General features: G+C 35.3%; 25 protein-coding genes. 19 read left to right on the forward strand and 6 right to left on the reverse strand.

Annotated features, from left to right (window positions below; all coding sequences use genetic code 11):
- Positions 1–129 precede the first annotated feature (129 nt).
- Complete coding sequence (pepV, locus tag IGL15_RS01185; protein ID WP_002294157.1) at positions 130–1,548, forward strand: dipeptidase PepV; 1,419 nt, start codon at positions 130–132, stop codon at positions 1,546–1,548.
- Positions 1,549–1,604: 56 nt separating this feature from the next.
- Here pepV and IGL15_RS01190 read toward each other — a convergent pair whose 3' ends face one another.
- Complete coding sequence (locus tag IGL15_RS01190) at positions 1,605–2,552, reverse strand: glycosyltransferase family 2 protein (protein ID WP_002289860.1); 948 nt, start codon at positions 2,550–2,552, stop codon at positions 1,605–1,607.
- 222 nt (positions 2,553–2,774) lie between these two features.
- Positions 2,775–3,125 carry a PepSY domain-containing protein gene (locus IGL15_RS01195; protein ID WP_002289862.1) on the reverse strand — a complete coding sequence of 117 codons (351 nt, stop codon included), beginning with the start codon at positions 3,123–3,125 and terminating at the stop codon, positions 2,775–2,777.
- Positions 3,126–3,324: 199 nt separating this feature from the next.
- On the opposite strand from IGL15_RS01195, the gene pepA reads away from it, so the two are divergent.
- The 4 genes from pepA (at position 3,325) to ytpR (ending at position 6,516) form a co-directional block, all read left to right on the forward strand.
- Positions 3,325–4,404 (forward strand): glutamyl aminopeptidase, encoded by a 1,080-nt coding sequence (gene pepA / locus IGL15_RS01200; RefSeq protein ID WP_104765302.1) that lies wholly within the window; start codon positions 3,325–3,327, stop codon positions 4,402–4,404.
- Between the two features lie 142 nt (positions 4,405–4,546).
- Entirely contained in the window at positions 4,547–4,867 is a 321-nt protein-coding gene (locus IGL15_RS01205; protein WP_002287837.1) for a thioredoxin family protein, read from the forward strand.
- A 21-nt stretch (positions 4,868–4,888) separates the two neighbouring features.
- On the forward strand, positions 4,889–5,353 hold the full coding sequence (locus tag IGL15_RS01210; RefSeq protein WP_002287838.1) for a universal stress protein: 465 nt from the start codon (positions 4,889–4,891) through the stop codon (positions 5,351–5,353).
- A gap of 557 nt (positions 5,354–5,910) precedes the next feature.
- On the forward strand, positions 5,911–6,516 hold the full coding sequence (gene ytpR, locus IGL15_RS01215; RefSeq protein ID WP_002325235.1) for a YtpR family tRNA-binding protein: 606 nt from the start codon (positions 5,911–5,913) through the stop codon (positions 6,514–6,516).
- A gap of 163 nt (positions 6,517–6,679) precedes the next feature.
- Here the strand turns inward: ytpR and IGL15_RS01220 are convergent, their stop codons facing one another.
- Entirely contained in the window at positions 6,680–7,969 is a 1,290-nt protein-coding gene (locus IGL15_RS01220; protein WP_002319485.1) for a S1C family serine protease, read from the reverse strand.
- A gap of 426 nt (positions 7,970–8,395) precedes the next feature.
- On the opposite strand from IGL15_RS01220, the gene rlmH reads away from it, so the two are divergent.
- Together rlmH and IGL15_RS01230 are read left to right on the forward strand one after the other, a co-directional pair.
- The gene (gene rlmH, locus IGL15_RS01225; protein WP_002287841.1) at positions 8,396–8,875 is read left to right on the forward strand and encodes a 23S rRNA (pseudouridine(1915)-N(3))-methyltransferase RlmH; all 480 of its coding nucleotides are present in this window, start codon (positions 8,396–8,398) and stop codon (positions 8,873–8,875) included.
- 36 nt (positions 8,876–8,911) lie between these two features.
- Positions 8,912–9,676, forward strand: coding sequence for a hypothetical protein (locus IGL15_RS01230; RefSeq protein ID WP_096705433.1), 765 nt, complete (start codon positions 8,912–8,914; stop codon positions 9,674–9,676).
- Positions 9,677–10,075: 399 nt separating this feature from the next.
- On the opposite strand, the gene IGL15_RS01235 is transcribed toward IGL15_RS01230, so the two are convergent.
- Together IGL15_RS01235 and IGL15_RS01240 are read right to left on the reverse strand one after the other, a co-directional pair.
- Complete coding sequence (locus IGL15_RS01235) at positions 10,076–11,248, reverse strand: IS256-like element IS1542 family transposase (RefSeq protein ID WP_002323245.1); 1,173 nt, start codon at positions 11,246–11,248, stop codon at positions 10,076–10,078.
- Positions 11,249–11,672: 424 nt separating this feature from the next.
- Entirely contained in the window at positions 11,673–13,490 is a 1,818-nt protein-coding gene (locus IGL15_RS01240; protein ID WP_096705434.1) for an AAA family ATPase, read from the reverse strand.
- A 204-nt stretch (positions 13,491–13,694) separates the two neighbouring features.
- Here IGL15_RS01240 and IGL15_RS01245 point away from each other — a divergent pair, with 204 nt between their 5' ends.
- The 6 genes from IGL15_RS01245 to IGL15_RS01270 all read left to right on the forward strand — a co-directional run bounded on the left by IGL15_RS01245 (position 13,695) and on the right by IGL15_RS01270 (position 17,471).
- Positions 13,695–14,003: a DUF960 domain-containing protein gene (locus IGL15_RS01245; RefSeq protein ID WP_002334080.1), complete on the forward strand. Its 309-nt coding sequence runs from the start codon at positions 13,695–13,697 to the stop codon at positions 14,001–14,003.
- A 26-nt stretch (positions 14,004–14,029) separates the two neighbouring features.
- Complete coding sequence (locus IGL15_RS01250; RefSeq protein ID WP_002333863.1) at positions 14,030–14,329, forward strand: hypothetical protein; 300 nt, start codon at positions 14,030–14,032, stop codon at positions 14,327–14,329.
- Positions 14,330–14,502: 173 nt separating this feature from the next.
- Positions 14,503–15,048, forward strand: a complete 546-nt coding sequence (locus tag IGL15_RS01255; RefSeq protein WP_002333864.1) for a DUF1643 domain-containing protein — start codon at positions 14,503–14,505, stop codon at positions 15,046–15,048.
- A 154-nt stretch (positions 15,049–15,202) separates the two neighbouring features.
- A complete protein-coding gene (locus tag IGL15_RS01260; protein ID WP_002324318.1) occupies positions 15,203–15,499 on the forward strand; it encodes a hypothetical protein in 297 nt (98 codons plus the stop codon).
- On the forward strand, positions 15,492–16,382 hold the full coding sequence (locus IGL15_RS01265; RefSeq protein WP_002324319.1) for an EcsC family protein: 891 nt from the start codon (positions 15,492–15,494) through the stop codon (positions 16,380–16,382). The genes IGL15_RS01260 and IGL15_RS01265 overlap by 8 nt, the downstream gene beginning before the upstream one ends.
- Positions 16,383–16,463: 81 nt before the next feature.
- A complete protein-coding gene (locus IGL15_RS01270; protein WP_104817301.1) occupies positions 16,464–17,471 on the forward strand; it encodes a DUF4767 domain-containing protein in 1,008 nt (335 codons plus the stop codon).
- Positions 17,472–17,805: 334 nt separating this feature from the next.
- Here the strand turns inward: IGL15_RS01270 and IGL15_RS01275 are convergent, their stop codons facing one another.
- Entirely contained in the window at positions 17,806–19,035 is a 1,230-nt protein-coding gene (locus IGL15_RS01275; protein WP_033627961.1) for a hypothetical protein, read from the reverse strand.
- A 107-nt stretch (positions 19,036–19,142) separates the two neighbouring features.
- Here IGL15_RS01275 and IGL15_RS01280 point away from each other — a divergent pair, with 107 nt between their 5' ends.
- The 6 genes from IGL15_RS01280 to IGL15_RS01305 all read left to right on the forward strand — a co-directional run bounded on the left by IGL15_RS01280 (position 19,143) and on the right by IGL15_RS01305 (position 25,707).
- Positions 19,143–19,976, forward strand: a complete 834-nt coding sequence (locus IGL15_RS01280; RefSeq protein ID WP_096573302.1) for a replication initiation factor domain-containing protein — start codon at positions 19,143–19,145, stop codon at positions 19,974–19,976.
- A 43-nt stretch (positions 19,977–20,019) separates the two neighbouring features.
- Positions 20,020–20,184: a hypothetical protein gene (locus tag IGL15_RS01285; RefSeq protein WP_002340116.1), complete on the forward strand. Its 165-nt coding sequence runs from the start codon at positions 20,020–20,022 to the stop codon at positions 20,182–20,184.
- Positions 20,159–20,425, forward strand: coding sequence for a hypothetical protein (locus tag IGL15_RS01290; RefSeq protein ID WP_002340115.1), 267 nt, complete (start codon positions 20,159–20,161; stop codon positions 20,423–20,425). Before IGL15_RS01285 ends, IGL15_RS01290 begins: the two co-directional genes overlap by 26 nt.
- A gap of 266 nt (positions 20,426–20,691) precedes the next feature.
- Positions 20,692–22,065: a recombinase family protein gene (locus tag IGL15_RS01295; protein WP_104771064.1), complete on the forward strand. Its 1,374-nt coding sequence runs from the start codon at positions 20,692–20,694 to the stop codon at positions 22,063–22,065.
- A gap of 3 nt (positions 22,066–22,068) precedes the next feature.
- A complete protein-coding gene (locus tag IGL15_RS01300) occupies positions 22,069–23,706 on the forward strand; it encodes a recombinase family protein (RefSeq protein WP_438766409.1) in 1,638 nt (545 codons plus the stop codon).
- Between the two features lie 237 nt (positions 23,707–23,943).
- A complete protein-coding gene (locus IGL15_RS01305; RefSeq protein WP_043952095.1) occupies positions 23,944–25,707 on the forward strand; it encodes a DNA methyltransferase in 1,764 nt (587 codons plus the stop codon).
- Positions 25,708–25,713: the final 6 nt, after the last annotated feature.

A 25,713-nucleotide genomic window follows, 5' to 3' on the forward strand; every position in this document is an offset into this window, starting at 1 on the left:
CATTATAGCGTATATTTTTTTTAGAGAAAAACAGATAAGAAAAGGAATTGTCAGATTTTTTGAACTATTTTTTTCTGTAATTTGTGGTATCATGAACACGAAGACTTAAATAAGTGGAGGATTAACTTTATGACAATTGATTGGCAAAAAGAAGTAGAAGCACGTAAAGAAGACTTGCTTGAAGACTTGAAAAATCTTTTACGTGTCAACAGCGAGCGCGATGACTCAAAAGTAACACCAGATGCACCATTTGGACCTGGACCTCGCGACGCATTGAAACATATGTTAGCTTATGGCGAACGTGATGGTTTTAAAGTAAAAAATGTCGATAACTATGCAGGGCATATTGATCTTGGCGAAGGAGACGAAACGCTAGGGATATTTGGACACATGGATGTCGTTCCTGCAGGAGATGGCTGGGACACAGATCCTTATGAACCAGTAATCAAGGATGGAAAGATCTTTGCACGCGGATCAAGCGATGACAAAGGTCCAAGTATGGCAGCTTACTATGCGATGAAGATCATTAAAGAACTTGACTTGAAACTATCAAAAAAAGTTCGCTTCGTAGTCGGCAGCGATGAAGAAAGCGGCTGGGGCGATATGGCTTATTATTTCGAACATGAAGAAGAACCAGATTTTGGTTTCTCACCAGATGCTGAATTCCCAATCATCAATGGTGAAAAAGGAAATGTTTCTTTAGCTTTACGCTTCAAAGGCGACAATGCAGGAGATTATGTCTTGAAATCTTTTGTTTCCGGACTTCGCGAAAATATGGTGCCAGGAACAGCAACTGCAGCACTTCAAGTACCAAGTGCAGATGCAGCTATCGCGATGGAAGAAGCATTTTACCAATTCATCGAAGCAAATCCAGTAAGCGGAACGATTGAAGCGGACAATACGTATGTAAAAATCGAATTAGTTGGTAAAGGCGCACATGGTGCAAGCCCACAATCTGGTATCAATGCAGGTTCTTTCTTGGCATTGTTCTTAGATAACTATGAATTCCTAGGATCTGCTAAACAATTTATCCATGTAGCAGCTGCTTATGTCCATGAAGATTTTTATGGAGAAAAACTAGGAGTCGCTTATGAAGATGAAAAAATGGGCAAATTGACAATGAATGCTGGACTATTTGCTTTTGAAGAAAATGGTACAGAGGAAGCGAACTTCATCAATATGAATTTCCGTTTTCCAAAAGGTGTAACAGTAGACGGATTGCAAAGTGACATCGAACAAACAGTGGGGCAAGAAGGCGCAACAGTTACTCGAGGTGCTCGCGTAATGGAACCACATTACGTACCAATGGATGATCCATTGGTGGCTACATTATTGCAAGTCTATGAAGACCACACTGGAGAAAAAGGCTACGAACAAATCATCGGTGGCGGAACTTACGGACGTTTGTTGAAACGTGGCGTTGCTTATGGAGCGATGTTCCCAGGATATACTGATACAATGCATCAAGCAAACGAATTTATGAGTCTTGATGACTTGTTCAGAGCAACAGCAATCTATGCAGATGCCATCTATCGTTTGGCGAAATAATTAATTAAAAAGAGGATCAAGAATTGCAAATTATTTTTGCAGTCTTGATCCTTTTTTTACTTTCTACTGTGGTATTCATGATAAACATGATATAGATTCAATTCATATTCTTTCTTAGCGTTCGTGACGACTGTATCCAAAATCAACCCTGTTACTAATGAAAGAAGTGCTAAAGTCATCAATCCAGTACTTAAAATCGCAGAAGGGATGCGTGTAATAAAGCTTGTCAGCATATATTCGCGAATCACAGGAATCCCCGTGACCAATCCAAATAAAAAGAAGAAGATGGTCCAAATCCCAAAGAAAAGCAAAGGCTTATAATCTTTAAACATTTTAATAATCATCATGATCACTTTGAATCCGTCAGAGAATGTATTCAATTTTGATTCGCTGCCTTCAGGACGATCACGATAATCGATTGGGATCTCAACGAACTTGAATTTTTTATCTAAAGCATGGATCGTCAATTCCGTTTCGATTTGAAAACCAGAACTCATAATAGGAAAACTTTTGACAAAGATACGATTGAATCCTCGATAGCCGGTCATGACATCAAGAATTTTTGTTTTATACATTCTAGTAATTGTATTTCTAACAAGGTTATTTCCAAAATCGTGGAAAGGTCTCTTATTCTCATCAAAGTAGGTTCCATTTGATAGGCGATCACCAATGACCATATCTGCTTCACCAGAACGTAATTTCTCGAGCAAACCATGTACAGCTTCTGCAGGATAAGTATCATCGCCATCTACCATTAAATAATAGTCGGCATCGATATCAAAGAACATTTGGCGGATCACATTTCCTTTTCCTTGACGAGGTTCTTTTTTTACGATTGCTCCACCTTGAACGGCCAATTCGTATGTTCGATCGGTCGAATTATTATCATAGACATAAATATCTGCTTCTGGTAATTCTCGTTTAAAGTCTGCAATGACTGTTGAAATTGTTGCTTCCTCATTGTAACAAGGAATCAGAACAGCAATTTTTTCTTGTTGTTCCATTTTTCACTCTCCTTAACTATAGAAAACAAAAGCTAAATTAAAAATACCTCATAATCAAAGGAAATGCTAGTTTTTCCCGCTAAATATCATTTATTTAAAAAGAAAATACTGGTATATATGTTTGGAAAGCTCTATCTAAAAAACCACCCACTACAAAAGAAGGACATGATACCTCTCTTTTGAATAGTGGGTGCGTATTCGTTCTCTCACTTTTTTGACGTATTAATCTGTTGCACCTTTTTTTCTTGAAATTTCTAATACGGTTCCTGTATGAGCATCTGCTAAAAATTCATAATAAACAGTTTCGCCATCTTCTATCCGAGAAAGACCTCCCCGATAAGCACTCGACCGAACGGCGAATTTCCTAATAGGTTCCTTTTCAAAAGAGATCCAAGAACCTTCGATTGCACCTTCTTTTAGAAAAGATGACTTGATATTTTCAAGTACTTGGTCTGCTGACAATACTTTTTTGCGATGATACCAAATCGTTGAAGCTACCCCGCTCAATAATCCTAGACCGATTCCAACTGCTAACCCGCCTTTAAAATAGCTTAGTTCGCTTTCTTCATACATGTGGACATACCTCCTTCTTCTCACTTGTTACTCCTTGTGCTTATTTTACCACACTCTCATATTTTCTTTGAAATAAATAACCGCTACCAGAAAAAATAAGCTATAATAAATACGATCGGTCTGCAGAAAAAATCATATTTTATCCGCAGATCAATATAAGTCTGAGAGGAGTTTAGTCTGAAATTTAGACGAATAGCATATGGAAGAAAAAACATTTCAACGAATCAAAGAGTTAACAGAATTACAAGGAACAAGCGGTTTTGAACAAGATGTTCGCGCTTATATGGAAAGTCATATGGAACCGCTGGTAGATGAGTTACAGTTAGATGGTTTGGGCGGCATTTTTGGTCTGCGCCATCATGAAGAAGCGGATGCACCCCGTGTAATGGTCGCAGCACATATGGATGAAGTCGGATTCATGCTGACACAAATCCAAGAAAACGGGCTTTTTAAAGTCGTACCTCTAGGCGGCTGGAATCCTTACGTTGTTTCTGCACAGCGTTTTACACTTAAAACCTCTACTGGTAAGAATTATCCATGTATTTCTTGTTCCGTTCCCCCGCATTTATTGCGAGGAACAAGCGGACAAAAATCAGTAGAAGTAACCGATATTTTGTTCGATGCTGGGTTTGAATCAAGAGAAGAGGCAATGAGTTACGGTGTCCTTCCAGGAGACACAATCGTTCCTTACGCTGAAACGATCAAAACAGCCAACGGAAAGAATATCATCAGCAAATCATGGGACAACCGCTATGGATGTACAATGGTATTAGAAGCTTTAGAAGCGTTGCAAAATGAAACATTAGGTCATACATTGATTGCAGGCGCGAATGTCCAGGAAGAAGTAGGCTTGCGTGGTTCTAAAGCTTCTGTCAATAAATTCAAGCCAGATCTGTTCTTTGCAGTAGACTGCTCTGCAGCAGATGACACAGTGACGAAAAATGGCACATTCGGACATTTAGGAGAAGGTACATTGATGCGTATCCAAGATCCAGGTTTGATCATGCTTCCTCGTTTGCGCGAGTACTTGCTGGATATCGCTGAAACAAACAATATCCCTTATCAATACTTTGTTTCAAAAGGCGGTACAGATGCAGGTGCTGCTCATACACAAAACGAAGGAATCCCAAGTACAGTGATTGGCGTAGTGGGACGTTATATCCATACGCATCAAACGATGTTCAGTATTCGCGATTTTGAAGCTGCACGAGAAATGTTGATTCAAACACTGAAAGGTTTGGATAAATCAACAGTGAATACGATCGTATACGGAAAATAATGCGATAGTGAAACTATAAAATCTGGCAAAAGATTGCTTTTGCCAGATTTTTTTTATAAAAAGAGGATCAATGTTTGTTAGTTCGAAAGAAAGGTGTATAATTTAATTGAAAAATACATAAACAGAAAGTAGAGGACAAAGAATGATTATCCCAAATAGTTTAGAAGAATTAGCAGGCTACGTAGAAACTGGAAAGAGTGTATTTTTCTTTACTGCCGGCTGGTGCGGAGACTGCCGTTTTATCAAACCGCAAATGCCTGAAATTGAAAATGACTTTTCTGATTGGCAATTTATTGAAGTAGATCGTGACAAGTACATAGATGTAGCCGCTGAATGGAACATTTTTGGTATCCCAAGTTTTGTCGTGATCCAAGACGGAAAAGAATTAGGTCGTCTAGTGAATAAAGATCGTAAAACAAAACAGGAAATCGAATCGTTCCTAGAAAGTGTAACAAAAGGCTGACATCTGTTAGGAGGGGTCAAGATGAATCAAGAATATAAGAACATTTTAGTAGGTATCGACGGTAGTGAACAAGCACTTGCTGCTTTCAAAAAAGCGGTAGAAGTGGCTCGCCGTAATAATGGGAAAGTATATGTAGCAAACGTAATCGATCAGCAATTTTATAACTTTATGGGCTATGCACCTATTGATCAAAATCTAGTCGATCAGCAAACTGAAACAGCCAAGGAAATGATCGAAGAATGTAAAGAATATGGGAAATCTGTTGATTACACAAATATAGAAGGAATTATTGCATATGGTTCTGTTCGTGAATCCATGGCAGTCAAATTGCCAAAAAAATATGAGATCGATCTAATCATGGTTGGGCAGTCAGGTCTAAATGCAGTCGAACGCTTTATGACAGGAAGTGTAGCCAGCTACGTGATACGTCATTCACCTTGTGATGTCTTGATCGTTTCTGACGAAGAAGAACAGCCAAGTAATTAAGCAAGTGGAACTTGTACGACCTTTTTAATCAATTAACTAAAACAGTAAAGGGACTGTGACAAAATTCTTGTCACAGTCCCTTGTTACGAATAAATGGTGTTCTCCTACCAACTCCTCGGTCACAAGTCACAATAGTCAACAAACATGAGAAGCTGTTTTTTGAAATTGCTCCTTGTGACTCGGAGTTAAACGGCAGGCTCACGACCTCTTGGTAAACGGTGTTCAATCAGCTGACCTTCGGTATTAGCTCAAAAAACGGCAAAATAGGAGGAGCTATTTTTATTTGACTGTTCTTATTACTTGATGCAGGGCAGCTTTTTCACAACCTCTGATACACGGTGTTCCAGAAGTAGCTTCTTCGAAAAATAAGCCGAAATTTCACAAAAATTCGAGAAGCAATTTTCGTAAATTCCTTCTTATTTCTTAAAGCTGACCACTTCTGTCACAACCTCTTCTATTTTGTGAAAACTAGGAAATAAAGCATGAAAAAAATCTCATGCAGTGAATGCAATTTTTTGTTAAGATAAATCTCAGCAAAGGATAATGGAGGAAAGAACATGATTTTTGCTTATAACAAAGCACACGTCGGAGACACCTTGATGGTTATCATAGCCGACGATAAAGGAACAGAAAACACCGTTGAACGCAAATGGAATGTTGCTCGGATCAAAGATGAACAAGGTCAAGTTGTTGCTTGGAACTTTTTCCATATCTCCGATCATCTAACAATCGAAGGGAACGGCCAAGTAAGCTTAACAGATGAAGAATTAGCGAAATTGAATCGATTGATCAAAGAAGCAGGATTCGAAGAACAGCTTGAAGCTGATCATGAACCGAAGATCGTTGTCGGGTACGTAAAAACATGCGTCCCACATCCTGATTCTGACCATTTATCGATTACTGAGACAGAAGTAGACAATGGTGCAGTATTGCAAATCGTTTGCGGTGCACCCAATATCGAAGCTGGACAAAAAGTTGTCGTTGCAAAACCAGGAGCTATGATGCCAGATGGAATGATGATCTGGCCAGGAACTTTGCGAGGGGTAGATAGCTATGGAATGATCTGTTCCGCTCGTGAATTGCATTTGCCAAATGCTCCAGCAAAAAAAGGAATCTTAGTATTGCCTGAGGATGCCGTAGTCGGAGAAGCATTTCCAAAATAAAGAGGTTGTGAGTCTGCCGTTTCACTCTGAGTCACAAGGAGCAATTTCAAAAAACAGCTTCTCATGTTTGTTGGATCTTGTGACTTGTGACCGAGGAGTTGGCAAGAAAAATATAGTTTATAAAAAGAGGTTGTGACAAGTCTTTGTCACAACCTCTTTTTTATTAATTTTCACTATTTTGATTTTGTTTTAATGCCGATTGATCGATCGTCAATTCAACAGTAGTTGTTTTTTCTTTCGAGCCTTCATAGTAAGTGATTTTGACAGAATCTCCCACTTTTTTCTTATACAAAGCAGATTGAAGTTCTACACCAGAAGAAACTTCTTTGTCATCGATCTTAGTAATGACGTCGTATTGTTTCAATCCAGCTTTTTCAGCCGGTGTAGCTGTTTGGACATTTGTCACGATGACACCGTTAGTTACAGATGAAGGAATCTTCAAGATTTGTTCTTGTTGCTGAGTAGAAACGGCAGATAAGTCGACCATTGTGATACCTAGAGCTGGACGTGTCACTTTTCCGTCTTTTTCCAGTTGATTGATGATATTCACTACATCGTTACTTGGAATAGCAAATCCCATTCCTTCTACGCTTACATTAGAAGTAGATTCAGAAGTACTTGCGATCTTACTTGAGTTGATACCGATAACTTGTCCTTCGATATTAACTAAAGGACCACCAGAATTTCCAGGGTTGATTGCTGCATCTGTTTGGATCGCATTGATATTGACTGTTTCGTTCGATTCATTCGTACTTGTCACTTGTCGGTTCAAGGAAGAAATGATTCCTGAAGTGACAGAATTTGCATATTCAGATCCTAGTGGGGAACCAATCGCAATCGCAGGCTCACCAACCTTCAGAGCACTTGAGTCACCAAAAGAGGCAACTGTTTCGACTTTGTCTGAATTGATCTTCAACACCGCTAAATCTGAATAAGCATCTGTTCCAACTAATTCAGCTTTTACCTTCGTACCGTCTTTCATCAAGACTTCAAGACCTTGCTGTCCATCTACTACGTGGTTGTTTGTGACTACATAAGCAGTATTTCCATCTTTTTTGTAGATCACGCCGCTTCCTTCACTATAAGCTTCCAAATTACTATCATCTGAGCTGCTACTTTCTTCTTGCTGCCCGAATAGTCCGCCAAAACCGCTTGATTGGTTTTGACTTTGTAAGTTGATAACAGAAACGACAGCGTCTTGAACTTTATCTACCGCTTTGGTGATATCAGAATCTACATTGACTTTGACATTTTCCACAACTGTTTCACCGGCAGAATTCTGATTGCCGCTTGTAGCAGTAGAACTATTGTTGCCAGTGCCCATCGCTGCATAAAAAATGCCAGCTGTCAGTAGTCCTCCAACGATCCCTCCAACAAGCCCCAGACCTAACTTACGCCAGAGGCTATTATTTTTATTTTTTTTCATCTTTGGTGTCACATTTTTTCTATCCATGTGTTCCTCCTCCAATTACATTCATTTATCTACTGTTAGTATAGTCTTATTTGTTGACTTTAGTCTACTTTGAGACTGTGAACTTTTTATGAAAAACTTTAGGAAAAATCATTGTTTTCAGATGAAAATATTTGATTTTCTTTTTCCACAGATACTGTGTAAAACTACGCGGATAGGATTGGAAAAATAAGGGATAAAACATATCCACAGCCTGTGTATAAAGTGGATAAATTCTTATAAAACGTATGTTTGCCTAATGAATGTGATGAAATAAGGTAAAATAACACTGTTTTCTGTGGATAAACCTGTGGATGTTGTGCATAACTGTTGGGGAAATCTTTTTAAAAAAATAGCCAAAACAAACATAGAGACGAAAAAATTGATTATAATAAACAAAGTGAGCATGAAGATCAAAGGAGAGAAAATATGAATATCAAAATTATTTCAGTAGGAAAATTAAAAGAAAAATACTTGATCCAAGGTATCAATGAGTATGTCAAACGGCTGAATGCCTATGCAAAAATCGAATTGATCGAAGTTCCTGACGAAAAAGCCCCGGAGAATTTAAGTGAAGCGCAAATGAGACAAGTAAAAGAAAAAGAAGGAGAACGGATCTTAGCGAAAATCAAAGAGCAAGAATACGTCTATGCCTTAGCAATTGAAGGGAAAAATCCCACAAGCGAATCTTTTGCTAAACAAATCGACCAATTAGGTATCCAAGGAAAAAGCCACCTTGTTTTTGTTATCGGCGGCTCTTTAGGACTCAGCGAAGCCGTCATGAAAAGAAGCAATGCTCAGATCTCTTTTGGCAAAATGACGTATCCACATCAATTGATGCGTCTGATCCTCGTCGAGCAAATCTACCGTGCCTTCCGGATCAATGCGGGGGCTCCGTATCATAAGTGATGAGATTTATAATATGTTGTAAGGAGAGTTATATAGATGAGTAACAATGAAATAACCCAAAATAAAATAGAAGAAAGATCTTTAGAACGAGTAAAAGAAGTGATTAGACAAAATGATTATCAATGTTATTTTGGTCTTAGTGTACCTGATATTAAAGAATTTAAAGAATTATTAAAAATAATAGAACCTAATCCAAGTTCCAATAAATTTCCTGATTTTATCTGTAGGAAAGGATTTTTAGAACATTTTGCTGTTACATCTTCTAGTGAAGGTAAAAAAGGGGCTATTCATAAGATAGAAAAGTCAAAATTTGAAAGTAAAAGTAGAAAAATAAGAAAGAATTTATCATCGAAAACACAAAAAGTTAAGAATGAATTTCTATATCCAGAACATTCTTATAAAGATTTAATTAATTCTTTTAAAAAAAATTTTGTCAATCATATTAAAAGTTTAGAAAAATATGACCCAGAAGAAAATATTGGAATTTTTTTGATTGATTATGCCGATGATGGTGCGTTATCAATGGCAGAATTGAGTTTAGAAGGTGTAAATGGATTGTATGCTGGAGATTTAGGAAGACAAGAGATATTAGATAGCTACCGATTATCTAGGGATAAGGAACTTCTTGATTGGTTATACAAATTTAAAGATAAAATTCAATACGTAATTTTTCTAACAAATACCAATGTAGAAATAATAAAAATTGATAACATTCCTAATGTTCAGACGCTATTACCATATAAGTATGCAATCAGCTCTAATTTTGGTGCTAAATTGACAGAATATTGGAGTCGAATTTAAAGATAAAATAATACCATCTATAAAAATAGATGTAATTAGTGAGCTTTTATATAGAGTATTTAATAAAGCTAAATACAAGAATAATTCTATTAATTGACTATAGTCTAATAGGAAATTTTTGTGTAAAAAAGAGTGGATTTCTCCACTCTATAAAAGACTAATTTTTTTAGGTGTTATATGATTTTAGCGATCTTTTTTATGAGTTTTATAAAAGGTTTAGTAGTTTCATAACTGGAATAATAAATAACGATCCAGAGAACAAACATTAATTAGGACACGAAAAATTTTTAATACTAATCTGCTTATTATGATTAATAATTAAACTATATCAATTGTATTTCCTAAATCAGTCAAGTCCATAATCCTGTGTAAAATACTATACAATGTTTTACCGGTCTCTCATTGATCAAACTTAATATATTTTCTTGTAGAACTGAGCCATTCGTCATGAAGGTCCATAAGGACAGCTCCAATTAATCGATTGGCAGACGTTCGGTTGGGAAAAATCCGAATAATCTTTTCTCTTCTGCGGACTTCCTGGTTCAGTCGTTCAAGAAGGTTGGTGCTTTTTAGCCGATTATGACTATTTCCGATAACCGTGTATTGAAAGGCATCTTCGAAGCCATTATCCAATATTTCGCAGGCTTTTGTATATTTAGGCTGGTCGATATATTCACCGACTAAGGCATTCTTAGCTGTTCGAGCGAGTTCAATATCCGTAAACTTAAAGATCGCTTTTACTGCTTCTCTAAACGGTTTTGAATTCTTTTTTGGAATGGAACTGAAGATGTTTCTTAAAAAATGGACCTGGCATCTCTGCCAACTTGCGTTGGTAAATGACTTACGAATCGCAGACACTAGGCCTTTATGGGCATCAGAAATGATGAGTTCTGTCCCCTTTAGGCCGCGTTCTTTTAAGTATTCAAAGAAGATGGACCATGTGTCATCACTTTCTTCATTTTGAATCATGAAGCCAATGATTTCACGGTCGCCACCTTCTGTTATCCCGATCGCAATATGGCAGCTTTTAGAAAGCACTCGATGGTCCTCACGGACTTTTATGTAGAGAACATCAGTCATCAGATAAGGATAATTCGTACCTGAGAGTGAACGGTTCTGCCATTCGTTGACCATCGGGTCTAACTGCTCAGTCAGGCTAGAAACAAAAGATTTCGATACAGATTTTCCACATAGCTCTTCAACAATCTTTGAAACTTTACGTGTCGAAACGCCCGAAACATACATCTCAAGCATTGAAGCGAGCAGTGCCTTTTCATTTCGCTGATAACGCTCAAACACCGTCGGTGAAAATTCACCATCACGTGTTCTAGGCACTTTTAATTCGAGTGTACCCACACGAGTCGTAAAGTCTCGCTCATAATAGCCATTTCTTTGACTCTGACGACTTTCTGAACGTTCATAGTCATCGGCTTGAATATATTCTGTTCGTTGATTTTCCATCAATTGGTTGAAAACAGTGGTTAAAATATTTTTAGAAACATCATCTTTTACCGAATGTTCAATAATACTTTGAACCTCTTCGTTGTTCAGTGTAAAATGTACTTGGGTCATGTAACGTCCTCCTGGGTATGTTTTTGTGGTTAAAAACATTGTACCGTAAAAGGGCTGTTACATGGCCTTTTATCTTTTACACAATTATATGGACTTTATCCCTAAATCAGCAAATAAACCTGAGAATACATTAAAGTTATTCATATACTAGTTTAAGTCATCGGTGTTCTGTTAGTTTCTGCGTGGGCTCTATCTTCCTTGAAGTATGTGTGTGGTCAAAAAAGTTTTTTTACATGTTCTTATTGATTAGCTAGATTTATCACATCAATTGGTGTTACATGATTTAATTGTTTAATCACTTCTGAAGTAATCTTTCATGGTTGGAATGTAAAATAATGAATAACTAATATTGATTGTGATACTGGTTCATCATAATAAGCAAGGGAGATGTATTGATGCTCCATTTAAATTTTTCATAGAGTGATTAAGTAAAATAATTTATAATTTCTGATACGATTTCTGTTAGTTCATATTTTATATCACCTAGTTCATTCACATATTTTTCTCTATCACGAATTTGCTCGAAAGACATTTTAGGCCAACAATGTTCTAATACTTTTCTTCCAATTTTATCGTAGTATGTTTTAGCTTCATGTTTTACATCATTGAAATCAGAAATCACGATTTCATTATTAAATAAACTAGGGTGAAGGTAATTTTCAATTTCTCGTTTTTTTGTAGTGAAAGCCAATATGTTTGAGTTGTTTAAATCTGACACAGTTTTCACATTTTTAGTACATTCATTTTCGGTTTTTCTGTCTGAATCAAGAAATACAGCATATTTTAAGCCTATCTGTTCAATTAATTTACGTGTTACCCAATCTTTTAAATTATTGCAACCACCAACAGGCATTATTACAATTCCGTGCTCCTCAAAGTTTTTTTCAATAAGACCATGTTTTTTTAAAACGGTAGTTAAATGTTCAAAAAAAACTATATCTGCTTTACCTTCCACTAACAATACACCTTTTGCATTTTTAGGAATTGATTCAGAAAGTACTCCTAATGTTTTAGCTACTTTTTTGTAGATATCTTCATTTTCCTGTTCAATAACACTAATATTTTGATCATTTTTTGTGATTAATCTTAGACTTTTTAATGGTAATAGTTCTCCTAAAGCCGGTGTGTGTGTAGTAATCAAAATCTGACAATTTTCTTTTTTTGATAATTCAATAAATGATTCAAGTAACATTCTTTGATGTGTAGGATGCTGTGAGGTTTCGGGTTCTTCAAAAGCATAAATGATATTATTTTTTCGATCATTTTCTGTTAATTTTCTTTCTGCTTCAGCTCGAAAAAAATTTAAAAGAATTAATCTTCTAACGCCACTTCCGCGCTTATTAATGGAAATGCCCATATCAGAGCGGATGGTTAACTTGAAAAGAGAATCGAATTTAGGTTCTGATTTAAATTCAGGTATTAAAGAATCAGATAAAGTTGGATCCATTTCTTTTAATTTTTCTAAAGTTATTTTTGCGGATTCAATTGCCTTTTCCTGTACTTCTTTTTTTATTATATTTATTTCTTTCTCTAAGCCCATTAAAGCTTTAGAAATAGCAATTTTCATCGGATCAGTTATTTCGTTATCACTATCACTACTTTTCCGGTCTGATTGAAATAATGCAAAAGTTGGTAAGTAGGTTTCAAGTGCTTCATAAATTTTTTTCGAGTCTTCTTTATTAGCAATTAGTTCGGTTTCTTCCAATTCTAAATTCGTACAGGATTGCCAAATAGCTTTTCGCATAGACGCATTGTTTCGTGCATCATATTTTTCTTCGCTAATATTTAATGCTTGTATTTTTTTGCGTAAATCAGTTTGTTTTAATAGCAAAAGATTATCATATCCAGATTTAGTTGGATGATTACAAACTATATATATTTCTTCTTTAGGTTTAGCATTTTTACAATTAAAAATTTTTTTTATATGCAACAAACCATCTTTATTTAACAAATATTCTTTTTTTAAAGTGGTTTCAGACCCTGAGTCAATGGTTAATTTAGTCGGATAATGAGAAAACAAGCAAGAGATTTCAATATTATCTTTCTTTTCATCGCATTCAATTGACAAATCTTCTTTTTCACAAGCAATCTTTTTATTGTTGAAAAAAATTTCCATAGCTTCTAATAATGTTGATTTTCCTGCGTCATTTTTTCCAATTAAAGCAGTTAGCTCATCTACGTTAAGTTTAGTTTCCTTCGAATATCCTCTAAAATTTTTTACAATTAACTGTACTAGTTTCATTTTTATCCTCCACATTAGTTTTATGTATTTATTATGTCATTTATTGTGAATTTGTAAACTATCGTTGTGATTATTTTTTCTTAAATTATTTTATATATAGAAAATAGAGAAATAAACCAAATTTTGTCTATATATTATATCCATGAAGTCCAATCTTCTTTATAGAAGATTGGGCTATTTTTTACGACAAAGGAGGGAAAAGAAATGTTTCAAAATAAAGGACAACGTTATGTCACAAAGGGAGTAATGGATAGTTTGCCGGTGGAATTACAAGCTTTATGTTGGAATCTAATCGATCAAAACGTTCAAAAGCAATTTCCTTTAGACTATCTTCAAATTTTTGAATTTTCTACGGAAAAAGGAAATCAAAAGTTGGTTCATCGTCAAGAAGAACCGGAAGAAAGAAAAGAGTATCTGATTTCACCTAAGCTTCGTTTGAAATCAGTGTCTCAAAAAATATGGGTCATTGATTCGGGTGAGTATCAAACGATGTTATTACCAGAAGAATACTGATATCTAAAAGAAAGGAGCGAAATGACTTGTTAGAAACGGCTATCGAAGTACTGGAAAAGTGTGCACAGCTAGTCACTACTCCTGAAGAGTGGGGCTATGAATCCGTTACGATGGAAAGAGAAGAAATTGAAATAGGTACGCTTCCTAAAGATGTTCATCTACCACGTTTAGTGATGACACATCTTTATATTTATTGCGCACCAGAAGATGGAAAAGACTATGTAGTTTATTTCATTACAGATATTACCAGCCAGCGAGAATTTGTTCGTGGGTTACTGGTAGAAGGACGATTGGTTTGGAGTCAGATTGAAGGAACGAATGAATAAGATCGATTATTTGAGAATGATTGCGAAATGTTTAGAAGATATCCTTACCGCGATTCATCAAATTCTGAGGAAAAAAGGAGAAAGAATATGAAATATTTACAGCTAGTAATGACACTTATAACGGCAATGGTAATTGAAGTGCTTGAACAAAAATTAGTATAGGAGAAAAAGAGATGATTGAAAAAGAATTAGTGACCACACAAACAGAAGTTTGGCGAGATCCTCATCATACCCATCGTTATGTTTTCAAACGACAATGGGCGATCAAAGGAAAAGAAGCGGAAGAAAAATTAGCGGTAGTCATTACCATTCGTCCAACAGATACAGAACCATTTACGAATGATTTGAGTATGTTGCTCATCGAAAAGAATATCCGACAATTGGGATTTACTGGTTTTATTGCCGTGAATCTTTTTTCGTATACAAAAGCGAAAAGTCCTCGGGTATTTTCTCGTGGCAATGATGAACAATCTTTGGAAATATTAACGACTGTTTTCACAGAAAAGAAAATCAATACCATTATTTTTGCTTGTGGTTCGATTACAGCGACGAGTCAAGTGGCTTATGAACAAGCAAAGACTATTTACGATCAATTGAGTGCGAAACAAAAGAAGATGACCAAAGTATTGATAAATGCAGAAGGTAAGTTATCCCACCCACTAAGTATTCATGTTCGTAATGAATGGCAATTGGCGGATCATTCTTTGTTATTTCAATAAACGAAAGTAAATATTTAATGTATATGTTTCTTTTTCTGTTATTTTACTTGTTCTTTTACAACTAAACAACTTGTAAAACCTCTTGTTATATGCATTATCAATGAAGGAATCAATATGATATTTTTAAAATGTCAGAGGAAATGGAGGTGAGCAAGTGAAAGTAGATGGGGAATGTTTGACGAGTTCGTATAAAAGTATCTATGAATTTTTTGAGGAAAAGGGACTAGACACGGATTTACTTTATCAGTTTTATATTGCTTTTCGTGGGCAACAGTTATCGTTTCCAATGAAAATGTATGACCGAGAATTAGTCGCTCAAAAAATTGAAACAATGGTACAAGAAAACCATTCCATTGATTCTAGGAAATTAACGGATCGGTATGGTTTTTCAACGAGATGGATTCAAAGTATTATCAGACAACAACAAAAGGAGCAACATGTACATGGCTAATGAAGAAACAGTAGGTTTGAGAATCATAGAAGAAGCATTCAAATTACCAATGGTCAAAGTTGATCGTCGAGCATTTTTGATTCAAACATTTCAAGGGAAAGTTTCTGATATTGAAGGACTCATAGAAAAGGGACCACAAGCATTTTTATCCAAAGAAATGCTAGATCGTGAAGCACAAAAATGTATTCAATCGATTACCTTGAAATCAAGTGCGGTATCGTTAGCAACTGGACTTCCAGGAGGCATTGCTATGGCAGCAACTATTCCAGCGGATCTCCTTCAGTTCTTTGGTTATTCATTACGATTAGCACAGGAAATTTCGTACATTTATGGATTTAAGGATTTAATGGGAGAGAATGGAGAGCTCAGTGAAGAAGCAAAGAATACGCTGATATTGTATTTGGGAATTATGCTTGGAGTAACTTCTGCAGGTTCTGCCGTACGAGCGATGTCTGGAAAGTTATCTACACAAGCATTGAAAAAGATTCCTCAAAAAGCATTGACACAAACGTTGTATTATCCAGTAATCAAACGAGTACTAGGTATTTTTGGTACAAAGTTAACTAAAAATACCTTCGCGAAAGGTATTTCTAAAGCAGTACCAGTTGTGGGAGGCGTTGTTTCAGGAGGCATCAATTACTTGTCTATGAAACCAATGGCAACAAAGCTTCAAACAGAGTTAGGGAAAAATGTAGCGTATACAGAAGAAAGTCTCCAACAAGATTTAGATATTTTAGAAGGTGAATTTGAAGAAGTGTCTTCTGATATCGCATCTTCTGATACAGTTCTTTCTCAATTAGAAAGACTTTCTCATTTGTTGGAAACGAATATGATTACAGAAGAAGAGTTTCAACAATTGAAGCAAGAGCTGTTAAAGAAATAATTATTTAGAAAAAGCAACCACTTATACGGGTGGTTCTTTTTCTTGAATGAATTCAAATTTATTATTAGGAGAAGAAACAGGATGAAAGCAAAACGATTATTCCTATTAGGCACGATTCTTTTACTTGGAGGATGTTCTACTGTCTCTCAAAACGAACAAAAGAAACAAGTGGATTCAACAACTCATGAAACTGAAACAACAAGAAAGGAATCTTCTACAAAAGAAATAGAAAAAACTACTCAAGAAACTAACACAACAGAGTCTAGTAAGGCAACGAGTTCAGATACGAGTGATTCTCAAATAAAACAAGAATTATGGGATACAAATAAAGCATCTCAATTAGCAACTTTTGTCCCACAATGGGGAAAGACATTAGGTCAAGAATATAAAAGCTACAATCCTCAGAACAATGTAAGTCTGTATGGTACGCCTTTACCAAGTGCAGTTATTGATGGAAATTGGAAAATGGCAATCAATGAAGCACCAGTTACTGTACAATGGTCAGAAGATGGAACTGGAAATGCAGGATTTAATTTAGTAGCAGTTTATTCTGATGTAGAAACTGGAGAATATTTAGGGCAGCATGTATATTTCTTTGGTTTTCAAAATGGACAACCTAAAGTTTATTTAACGCAACAAAATCAAGGCAATGATAAAAACTACATGTACTTCAATGAAACTCAGAACCAACAGTTAAAACAAGGTTTCAGTGATATTGTGAATGGACAAACTCCTCAAACTCCAGTAGTAGAAGAATCTACTCAACAAGCAACAACTACAACGACACAATCTACAAGTAGCTCAGCAATTTCAAGTTGGGAAGCTGCTAAAGAAACTGTACTAAATAATAAAGCGTTATGGATTTATGAGTCTCCAGATAAAAATGAAGCAAATACTAATATTATTGAATCCACCCAATATAGAAAAGATTTAATGCAAGATGAAAATGGAGAATTTTATCCAGTTGATATTTCTACTGATGATATTGGAAATACGGTAATGAATGGAGGAAAACAATTCCGTGTTTATACAGATGGAAGAATTTCTCAACGTGTTGGAATGACTAACAATTTTCAAATGATTAAATAATATTATAGACTGAGAATAGTAGTTTTAAAGAAATATGTACTGAAATATTAGAAACATTTCTGATGAAGTTACTAGTATAGAAAATAATTTCGTACTTACAGGGATTGAAGCGTGTATCAATGTATTGGTATGCATGGGTATAATCACATTTATCCTTAGAAAAAGTAATTAAGAGTGATAATTAAGAGCCCCTGCTAAATAAAACTTAGTAGGGGCTCTATTAAGTTTATTTGTAACATTAAAGTAGCTAAGCAAATGCATTATAAGTACCCTGATACCTTAATGTAATACTAGGTATATCAGTAAAGTATCAGCTAAGATAGTCAATTAATTATTACTCAGTTTCGGTTTCAAATAGATGCCTATCTAAGTCTATTTCTGGCGATAAGAGCTGCCATTCCCACAAATTTGAAGGCAAAATTAAAGTATTGAGATTTTTTGTTTTTGAGACACGGTAGTGAATGATTTCATTTGGAGATAAGGTCATTGATAATTTTGATTTAACAGTATGAATTTTATTTTTAAAGGAGCTCCAGAATTCGATATTCGAATGAATGATGCTCATATTTTTCTTATTAACAATGATATACGTTTTACTTTTTTCGGAAATTTCTTGACTCTTTCTAATCTTTTCTATTTCTTGATATAAATCCCCTGTTACTTTTTTAAATATCCCTTTTTTTTCCTTAGCAACATGTTTTAGCCCATCCCATTCACCATAATATAGAGAGTTACGCTTATTTTTTATATAGAGTGTGTAATAATTTCCATTAGGAAAAGGAACATCTTCCGGATAATCTAAATTTACTTCTATATACAGATTGGAATGATTGTTTTCCTCTTCTTGTTTTTCCACTTTCTCTTTTTCCTTCTCTTTCTCTTTTATTTTAGTGGGATCTAGTGGACAAGGAACAATTTTTTTAGTACTCCATAATTCGGCTAAAATAGAGGAAATATTCATTAGTGAGAGAGTTTCTGTCTCTTTTTTTAGAAGAGGAATTAAATACTTCTGTGGTGACCAACCAATTTGTCCAAGCTTAAAGATCCCATTATCATCAGTAATCGATTCTATTTTCTCTAATACAAATTGTGCATCGTTAGTTAATTTATAAGGCTTAGATTGTGTCATCATGAAATTAACTAACTCTGAAATTAAGTCCTTAGAGAATTCTTCATATTGAAAAAATTTCTTGATAGTGACGTCATCAAAGGTTATGGCGTATTTCATAAATTTATTAAGAAGTTCAATATAACCTACCTCGGAAAAAATTTTATTGTTTGCTGGTACATACTCTGGAGAATTTGTAATCCTGAAGAAATCAAATTCTTGCTTCGCCACGCTAGTAAAATTTCGTTTTCTATTTTTTATTTTATTCCATTCTGGTTTCGCGCAGTTTTGAAAAGCCGAATCAAAACTTAAGCTATTGTCACTTTTATAAGGTAATTCAAAAAATTCTTTAACGATTTCAACGAATTGAAATTCATAAAGTACATGAAACATAATAAACATCCTTTCAAAATATATATTGCCCACCAATTGCCCACCATCTGCCTGATGATTCAATACGATGACTGTGATTAAATTAAATTGTTCAAAATATAAGGTATATTGTTATTTTAACAGATACTTTTTCATATTTGAATACTCGGTAAAGAAAGGAGATTTATTTTATGAAAGAACAAGCTAGGAGTACAAAACATCCAACGCTTGTGATTGATTATGTAATGATTTCATTTGTTGAAGCAAACGTAGCTGAAGTTGGTAGATATTTATTTGACTATTCCATTATCGAAGAACTTGAACTATTGGAAAGTAGTATACGTGGCTTTAATAAAGTTCTTACAAATGGCTTTTTATTTCTCCATTATGAAAACAAGGGAGAGAAAGCAGTTGTCTTGCTAGAGATTCGTTCAAAAGGATGTCGATATCTAGAATGCCAAGTGAATCATCAATGGACACAGTTCTTTTTTAAACTAATGAAAGTAGGAGAAAATATTTCAATCAAAAGCTACAACATCAAAAGACTGGATATAGCAATTGATGGGTTTACTTCGGATACTTTAACTACAAAGCGAGTTCAACGATATCTCAATCAGAGGTTAGTTACGTCGCGCTTTCGTACATGCAGAACAATTCAAGAAACTAGAATATCCTCGTCTGACATAATCGGTGATAGTATCTATTTTGGAAAACGAGCGAGTGATATCTCGGTAGTCGTTTATGATAAAAAATTAGAGACGAAAACACAAGATATTTGGTTCAGAACAGAGTTAAGGTTTCGACATGACTGGGCAAATCGTGTTATTGCAACGTTGGTTGAAAATTCATCTGAGTTTTCCTCTTATATATCAAGCATTTTAAAACGTAATTTGCAATTTCGCTCTCATACGGAGAATTATTCAGAAGTGAGACGTAGAAATTTAGCAACTTGGTATGAAAGATATCTTGAATATATATGCCAACAAGAACTTCATTGTGGAAAAATGAAATTTCTAGCTTCATGAAAGTGGTAGTTAGCCAGTGACGTTACAGAAAGAAGAGGATTAAATGAATGATTTGAATTTCGATTCTTTAGTAGCAGAGCTATTAAAAGAAGAAAATGGTCAGTTTGTGGTGGACTTAAGTATCTATTTTTCAGAAAATACCCAAGGAAACAAGGGTGATTTATTAGAACAGGAGGAAGAGAATGAGAAGAAATACAAAGAAGGCTAAATTTTTTATAGCATTAGTCGAAAAATATCAAATGAGTCCTTTTTATTCGTTTGAGATACTTAAGGAGATTTATTTGTATAAGGTAACTGATAGAGAAGTTTCTGGTCTATTAAATGCTCTTAAAAATGATGAGCTACTGGAAACAAACCAGAAAAGAATAACAAGAAGCGGACGTGTTCAATATATATGGAAGCTTACGGAAAAAGGTATGATTGAATATCATCGTCTCATGGAATTATAACGATTGGAGGACTATTTTTTATGGAGGATTTTATTTTTGAATTAGCTATTGGGCTTGTTTTTTATTTCAACCAAAATGGAAAAGAGGCAGTAAATAAGAAAGAAGAATAAACTTGGTTTAGGAATTGGAACTGATTGAACGTTTTGCATATTTTAAGTATTTAGGAAAGAAAACGATTCTTAGTCGATTTTCTTTCCTTTTTGATCAGTGAATATTTTACTGTAAGTACTTAAAGTTATAGAAATGGCTAGGAGGAGGAATCAAGCATGCGTGTGGCTTGTTATGATCGAACGTCTGTTTACGAAGAGGCGAAAATCAGTAATGACGCTCAATATGATGCAGTGAAAGAGTATGTTTTAGAGGAATATGAACAAATTCCCCAACGATTTTCAGATAAGGGAGAATCTGGGGGACAAGCGGATCGTCCAGCTTTTCGACAGCTTAGAGCTTGGGTTTGTGCGTCAGAAGAAGAGGGGGTGATCTATGTCTGGCGTTATGATCGATTGGCACGTCAAGCCAAAATAGCCTTAGAATTTATTGAGTTGTGCCAACAACATCAGGTTCAAGTTTATTCGATTTCTGAACCTCTTCCTGCTTCTTTCTCGCACGCGTCAACGAATAAACTATTTGTGCAATTATTGTTCACTTTTGCAGAACAACAACGAAACGTCATTATTGAGAATGTTCGTGCCGGACTTGCCTATAAAAAACAACAACGGCAATATTTGTCTTCTGCGGTTCCATATGGGTATCGTTTAGTGAATGGGAAAATCCAACAAGAAGCACATGAAGCAAAAGTTGTCCGCCATATCTTTCAACTTTATGTAACCCAAAATTATGGCTACAAAAAACTGTGTCAACGATTGACGCAACAAAAGCTCTTCTTCCGCGAACGTCCTTTTCAGCCCTATCACATTTATAGTATCCTAAAAAATCCATTGTACTATGGTGAAATCAAAGGAGGATCTTTGGGGAAGTATCTAGGAACCTTTGAACCGATTCTCTCAAAAACAACTTTTTTACAAGCTCAAGAGATTCGACAATCCAGACGTACAGCTAAAAAAGATACGTATCCGTACTTATTACGTCAAAAAATTCGGTGTCCCTTCTGTGGTCGTCATCTGAGTTCGAAGTATCAATGGAATACAAAGAAGACGAAGACGCTTCATTATTATCATTGTACCGACCGAAGCTGCCAAGGAATCTTTCTTCGGGCAGAAAGGGTTGAGTCAGAAGTATTGGAAAAGGTACAGACGTTTTTCCAACACGAAGGTGTTTATCAGGCTTTGATTGCCCAATTGACGCAACAGTTAGCCGAAAAGCGAAAAGATGAAAAACATAAAGTAATCCAACAAAAGAAGCAAGAAGCACGATGGCTCAAGGCATTTGAAGAGGGCAATTGTTCACTAGAAGAACTTAAGCAACAACTGCAAGCTCTTCAAAAGCCGATGTCTACTTCTTCGTTTCTTTCACTTCAACAGTGTGAAGCAAAAGTGAAAGAATGGCTTCAACTAAAAGACCTCTCTAGTCGACAATTGTTATGTGACCATGTTTGTCGGATTGAGGTAACAAAGGAAAAAACAGTCTGTGGGATTTACTTCCGACAACTGACACAAAATATTTTAGAAGGGAACGAATGATCTATGGAAACGACACTAACCAAACGAGTCGCATTATATATTCGAGTGAGTACACAAGAACAAGCTTTAGAAGGACACAGTATTCAAGCACAAGAACAAAATGGACGACAGTTTGCCGAACGGATGGGCTACGAAGTAGTAGAAGTTTATGCGGATGAAGGAATCAGTGGGAAATCCATAAAAAATCGGTTCGCCTATCAACGAATGATGAACGATGCTCGGAACCATCGTTTTGATCTACTAGTGATTTGGAAATTGACCCGTCTCGGACGCAATATGTTAGATGTCTTACAAACCGTCGAGGAACTATTGCGATATGATGTGGGGTTACATTCGATCTCGGAACAATTTGACGTGACCACTTCGACAGGTAAACTGATGTTACAACTTCTTGGGAGTTTCGGTGAATTTGAACGCAACCAAATTGCGGAGAATGTTCAAATGTCAATGCAAAGCTTAGTGAAAGATAAAAAGCGTTATGCAGGAGGACGACGTTTAGGCTATGTCAGTGGTATTGACGCGAATGGTCAAAAACAATTGGTCATTGAACCAGAAGAAGCGAAAATTGTTCGTCTGATCTATGCAAAATATTTAGGCGGAGCAGGGTATCGAGCGATTGCCAATTTTTTGAATCGTCAAGGATATCAAACAGTCAAAAAGAATGCTTTTTCTACCACGGCAGTCAAAGATATCTTACGTAATAAAATTTATGCAGGGTATTTAGAATATGCGCGCTACATCAATTGGGAAACCAAACGACGGAAAGGAAAGAATCCGAAACCGATTTTAGTGAAAGGAACCCATGAACCGATTATTTCGGAAGAAGATTATCAAAAAGTACAAGAACGCTTTGCTTTAGAAGGAAAACAACCCAAATGGAACCATACAGGTGAAAATGTATTGACGGGGTTGTTACGTTGTCCAGAATGTGGGGCACCGATGGCAGCGAGTAATGTCACAAATACCCTAAAAGATGGCACAAAGAAACGGATTCGATATTATTCTTGTTCAGTTTTTCGAAATAAGGGAGCAAGTGTGTGTCATGCCAATTCGATTCGTGCCGAACAAGCGGAAACATTTGTCGCCGACCGATTAAAGGAAATTATTCAGCTACCAGAAGTTCTTCCCCGATTGGTGGCAGCGTTAAATGAAGAAATAGCGCGACAAAGCCAACCATTGGAACAAGAACTCGTGGTGTTACTGGAACGAAAGGAAGAATTGAAGACTAAAATTGAAAAATGGGAAGCTGCTTTGGAAGATAGTCCTGAATTGTTTCCGATGTTAAAAGACCGCTTAGACGAATTGACTGAAAAACGACGACAGTTGCACATTCGAGAAAATGAAATCTTAGGGATCTTTCAACAACAAGGAGAGCCGATTCAAGTCAAAGATGTCCAACGGATATTGACTAGTTTGGATCGTTTTCTTGCCCAGAGTGAGAAGAAGCAAGTCAAAGCCTTGTATCGTACCTTTGTTGAGAAAATAACCTTTGATCCTAACCATAAGGAGATATTGGAGATTACAATGAAATTCACGCCTGCCGTGGTACAACAATTGAATGAGCAATATCAAATAGCCGTATCCAAAACAAAGGATACGGCTATTTTTGTGTTAAAAACACCCTTTACGTTAACGATCTAGTCTAGGTTATATCAAACAACGTTAGAGGGGCGCTAACGCTTCTCTAGCGATTTGAAATCGTTAGAGAAGTAGTTAGGGAGGTGCGTATCGAAAATAGGTAATAATTAGCTTGACTTCTTTATTGATAATCAATTAAAGTAGGAATATTAGAAATCAACTTATAAAATAATTCGTGTTACCACAAAGAATTGATAGTATTATAGAAATTTTTCAATTCTATTAAGTAGGAGGTCTATAATGTTAATACCAAATGATTTTTTTAGTACGGAACTTAAAAGTAATGGAATACGTGGAACTGAGAGTTTTGAAGGAATGAATGATTCTGATAGACAATCTAATACCATTTTTAAATCTATTGCTTACCCAAGCAAAATTTATTATCCTAATATTCAAAAATTCATTCGTGAGTACACGAATGAAGGAGCAGTAGTCCTCGATAGTTTTTCTGGCAGTGGGTCTACTGGAATTGCTGCTGCAATTGAAAATAGAAAAGCTGTTTTAATAGATGATAGTCCATATGCAAATTTTATTCAAAAGAATATTTTTAGTATTCTAGATTTGAACAAAATTGAAGCAACATATAAAAAAATAATCAATGATTTAAAACCGGATATTGATATGATTTACAGAACTAAAAGTAAAACTGGCGAAATTGGTGTTTTACAAACTATTATTTCCTCTAATATTTATAGATGCCCTAACTGTAACAATGAGATAAATTTGAATAATAATGAAACAGGCGTTAGATCAGAATATATGTGTCCGAATTGCGAGACCAAAATCAACATCGCTGAACAATCAATTAAAGACTTGAAAATTGAAAGTAGACGCCCTGTTGAAGTCATCCTCAAATACAACGATCCCAATACAAAAAAATTAATCAAGGAAAATAGGGAAGTGTCTCAAGAAGATATTGAGGATTGGGATAATAATGTTGCTATCGTAATGGAAAAGTATCCTGAATTATGGGAACCGGATGAAAAAATCGTGTATAATAGGAGCTATCCTCGGGTAGGTGGCTGGCCAGGATTTCCTATACATTCAAAAGTTGGGGCGTTATTTTCAGAAAAAAATTTGCTTGCCCTTAAGATTATTAATAACTATATAGAAACAAGAATTGATGATAGTGAGACAAAACTTTTTTTCAAATTTGTCTTTACTGAATCTTTATTTAGAAGTTCAAGTCGTTTATTTAAATCTTCGGGTATTAAAAACGTATATCATATTCCACCAATTGGTAAAGAGCAAAATGTTCTTACAGTGTTTGAGAGGAAGTATAAAACCCTCTTAAAATGCGAACGATTTATTGATGAATTGATAACTCCGAATCAAAAAAATAATATTATATCGATTAAAACGAATGCTCGAGAACTTCCTTTTGAAAATAATTTATTCGATTACGCTTTTATTGATCCGCCATATGGTGGAATAGTACCATACGCTGAACTCAATTTATTTTATTCTGCATGGTTGGATGAAAAAGAAGATTTAGAAAATGAGATAAATATTCCAATGGATTACGATAAAAAGCAAGAATGGGCTGAAGCTTGGGGAACTATGATAGAAGAAGCATTTTCTGAGGTGTTTCGAGTACTTAAACCTGGAGCTTACTTTACTTTAGTATTTCAGTCAAAATTTGACACAATATGGAATGTACTTAGAGATGTTATGATTAATAGAATTGGTTTTGAATTTGTTGATTTCGTTGGGAATGAAAGAGGAACAACATTTCATACCAATAGTATTAATGATACTAATCCAAAGAGTGCCTATATCACTTATATGAAACCTATTAATGTTTCTAAAAAAGTTATGAGTCAACAGTCAGTATTTGATTTAATTCCTAAAAATTATTTAAACGAAGAATATACTTTTAGAGAATTACAGGATACAATTATTACTTTAGTTCATAAACATAATCTTCAAGAAATTCCATCTGATAGGATGATAAAAAATTGGATCGATGGTAAAGCAACGATAAAAAATAATGACAATAACTAAAAAAAG

It is taken from the genome of Enterococcus sp. DIV0436a, from assembly GCF_051711605.1.
GTDB classification, from domain to species: domain Bacteria; phylum Bacillota; class Bacilli; order Lactobacillales; family Enterococcaceae; genus Enterococcus_B; species Enterococcus_B faecium.

Excerpts from the sequence above, each read along its gene's own strand:
- IGL15_RS01290 (WP_002340115.1), top strand. The coding sequence starts at position 20,159 with ATGAGAAGAAATACAAAGAAGGCTAAATTTTTTATAGCATTAGTCGAA.
- IGL15_RS01270 (WP_104817301.1), top strand. The coding sequence starts at position 16,464 with ATGAAAGCAAAACGATTATTCCTATTAGGCACGATTCTTTTACTTGGA.
- IGL15_RS01245 (WP_002334080.1), top strand. The coding sequence starts at position 13,695 with ATGTTTCAAAATAAAGGACAACGTTATGTCACAAAGGGAGTAATGGAT.
- IGL15_RS01205 (WP_002287837.1), top strand. The coding sequence starts at position 4,547 with ATGATTATCCCAAATAGTTTAGAAGAATTAGCAGGCTACGTAGAAACT.
- IGL15_RS01240 (WP_096705434.1), bottom strand. The coding sequence starts at position 13,490 with ATGAAACTAGTACAGTTAATTGTAAAAAATTTTAGAGGATATTCGAAG.
- IGL15_RS01285 (WP_002340116.1), top strand. The coding sequence starts at position 20,020 with ATGAATGATTTGAATTTCGATTCTTTAGTAGCAGAGCTATTAAAAGAA.
- IGL15_RS01300 (WP_438766409.1), top strand. The coding sequence starts at position 22,069 with ATGGAAACGACACTAACCAAACGAGTCGCATTATATATTCGAGTGAGT.
- IGL15_RS01295 (WP_104771064.1), top strand. The coding sequence starts at position 20,692 with ATGCGTGTGGCTTGTTATGATCGAACGTCTGTTTACGAAGAGGCGAAA.
- IGL15_RS01280 (WP_096573302.1), top strand. The coding sequence starts at position 19,143 with ATGAAAGAACAAGCTAGGAGTACAAAACATCCAACGCTTGTGATTGAT.
- IGL15_RS01255 (WP_002333864.1), top strand. The coding sequence starts at position 14,503 with ATGATTGAAAAAGAATTAGTGACCACACAAACAGAAGTTTGGCGAGAT.
- IGL15_RS01305 (WP_043952095.1), top strand. The coding sequence starts at position 23,944 with ATGTTAATACCAAATGATTTTTTTAGTACGGAACTTAAAAGTAATGGA.
- pepV (WP_002294157.1), top strand. The coding sequence starts at position 130 with ATGACAATTGATTGGCAAAAAGAAGTAGAAGCACGTAAAGAAGACTTG.
- IGL15_RS01190 (WP_002289860.1), bottom strand. The coding sequence starts at position 2,552 with ATGGAACAACAAGAAAAAATTGCTGTTCTGATTCCTTGTTACAATGAG.
- IGL15_RS01265 (WP_002324319.1), top strand. The coding sequence starts at position 15,492 with ATGGCTAATGAAGAAACAGTAGGTTTGAGAATCATAGAAGAAGCATTC.
- IGL15_RS01220 (WP_002319485.1), bottom strand. The coding sequence starts at position 7,969 with ATGGATAGAAAAAATGTGACACCAAAGATGAAAAAAAATAAAAATAAT.
- rlmH (WP_002287841.1), top strand. The coding sequence starts at position 8,396 with ATGAATATCAAAATTATTTCAGTAGGAAAATTAAAAGAAAAATACTTG.
- pepA (WP_104765302.1), top strand. The coding sequence starts at position 3,325 with ATGGAAGAAAAAACATTTCAACGAATCAAAGAGTTAACAGAATTACAA.
- IGL15_RS01230 (WP_096705433.1), top strand. The coding sequence starts at position 8,912 with ATGAGTAACAATGAAATAACCCAAAATAAAATAGAAGAAAGATCTTTA.
- ytpR (WP_002325235.1), top strand. The coding sequence starts at position 5,911 with ATGATTTTTGCTTATAACAAAGCACACGTCGGAGACACCTTGATGGTT.
- IGL15_RS01235 (WP_002323245.1), bottom strand. The coding sequence starts at position 11,248 with ATGACCCAAGTACATTTTACACTGAACAACGAAGAGGTTCAAAGTATT.
- IGL15_RS01210 (WP_002287838.1), top strand. The coding sequence starts at position 4,889 with ATGAATCAAGAATATAAGAACATTTTAGTAGGTATCGACGGTAGTGAA.
- IGL15_RS01195 (WP_002289862.1), bottom strand. The coding sequence starts at position 3,125 with ATGTATGAAGAAAGCGAACTAAGCTATTTTAAAGGCGGGTTAGCAGTT.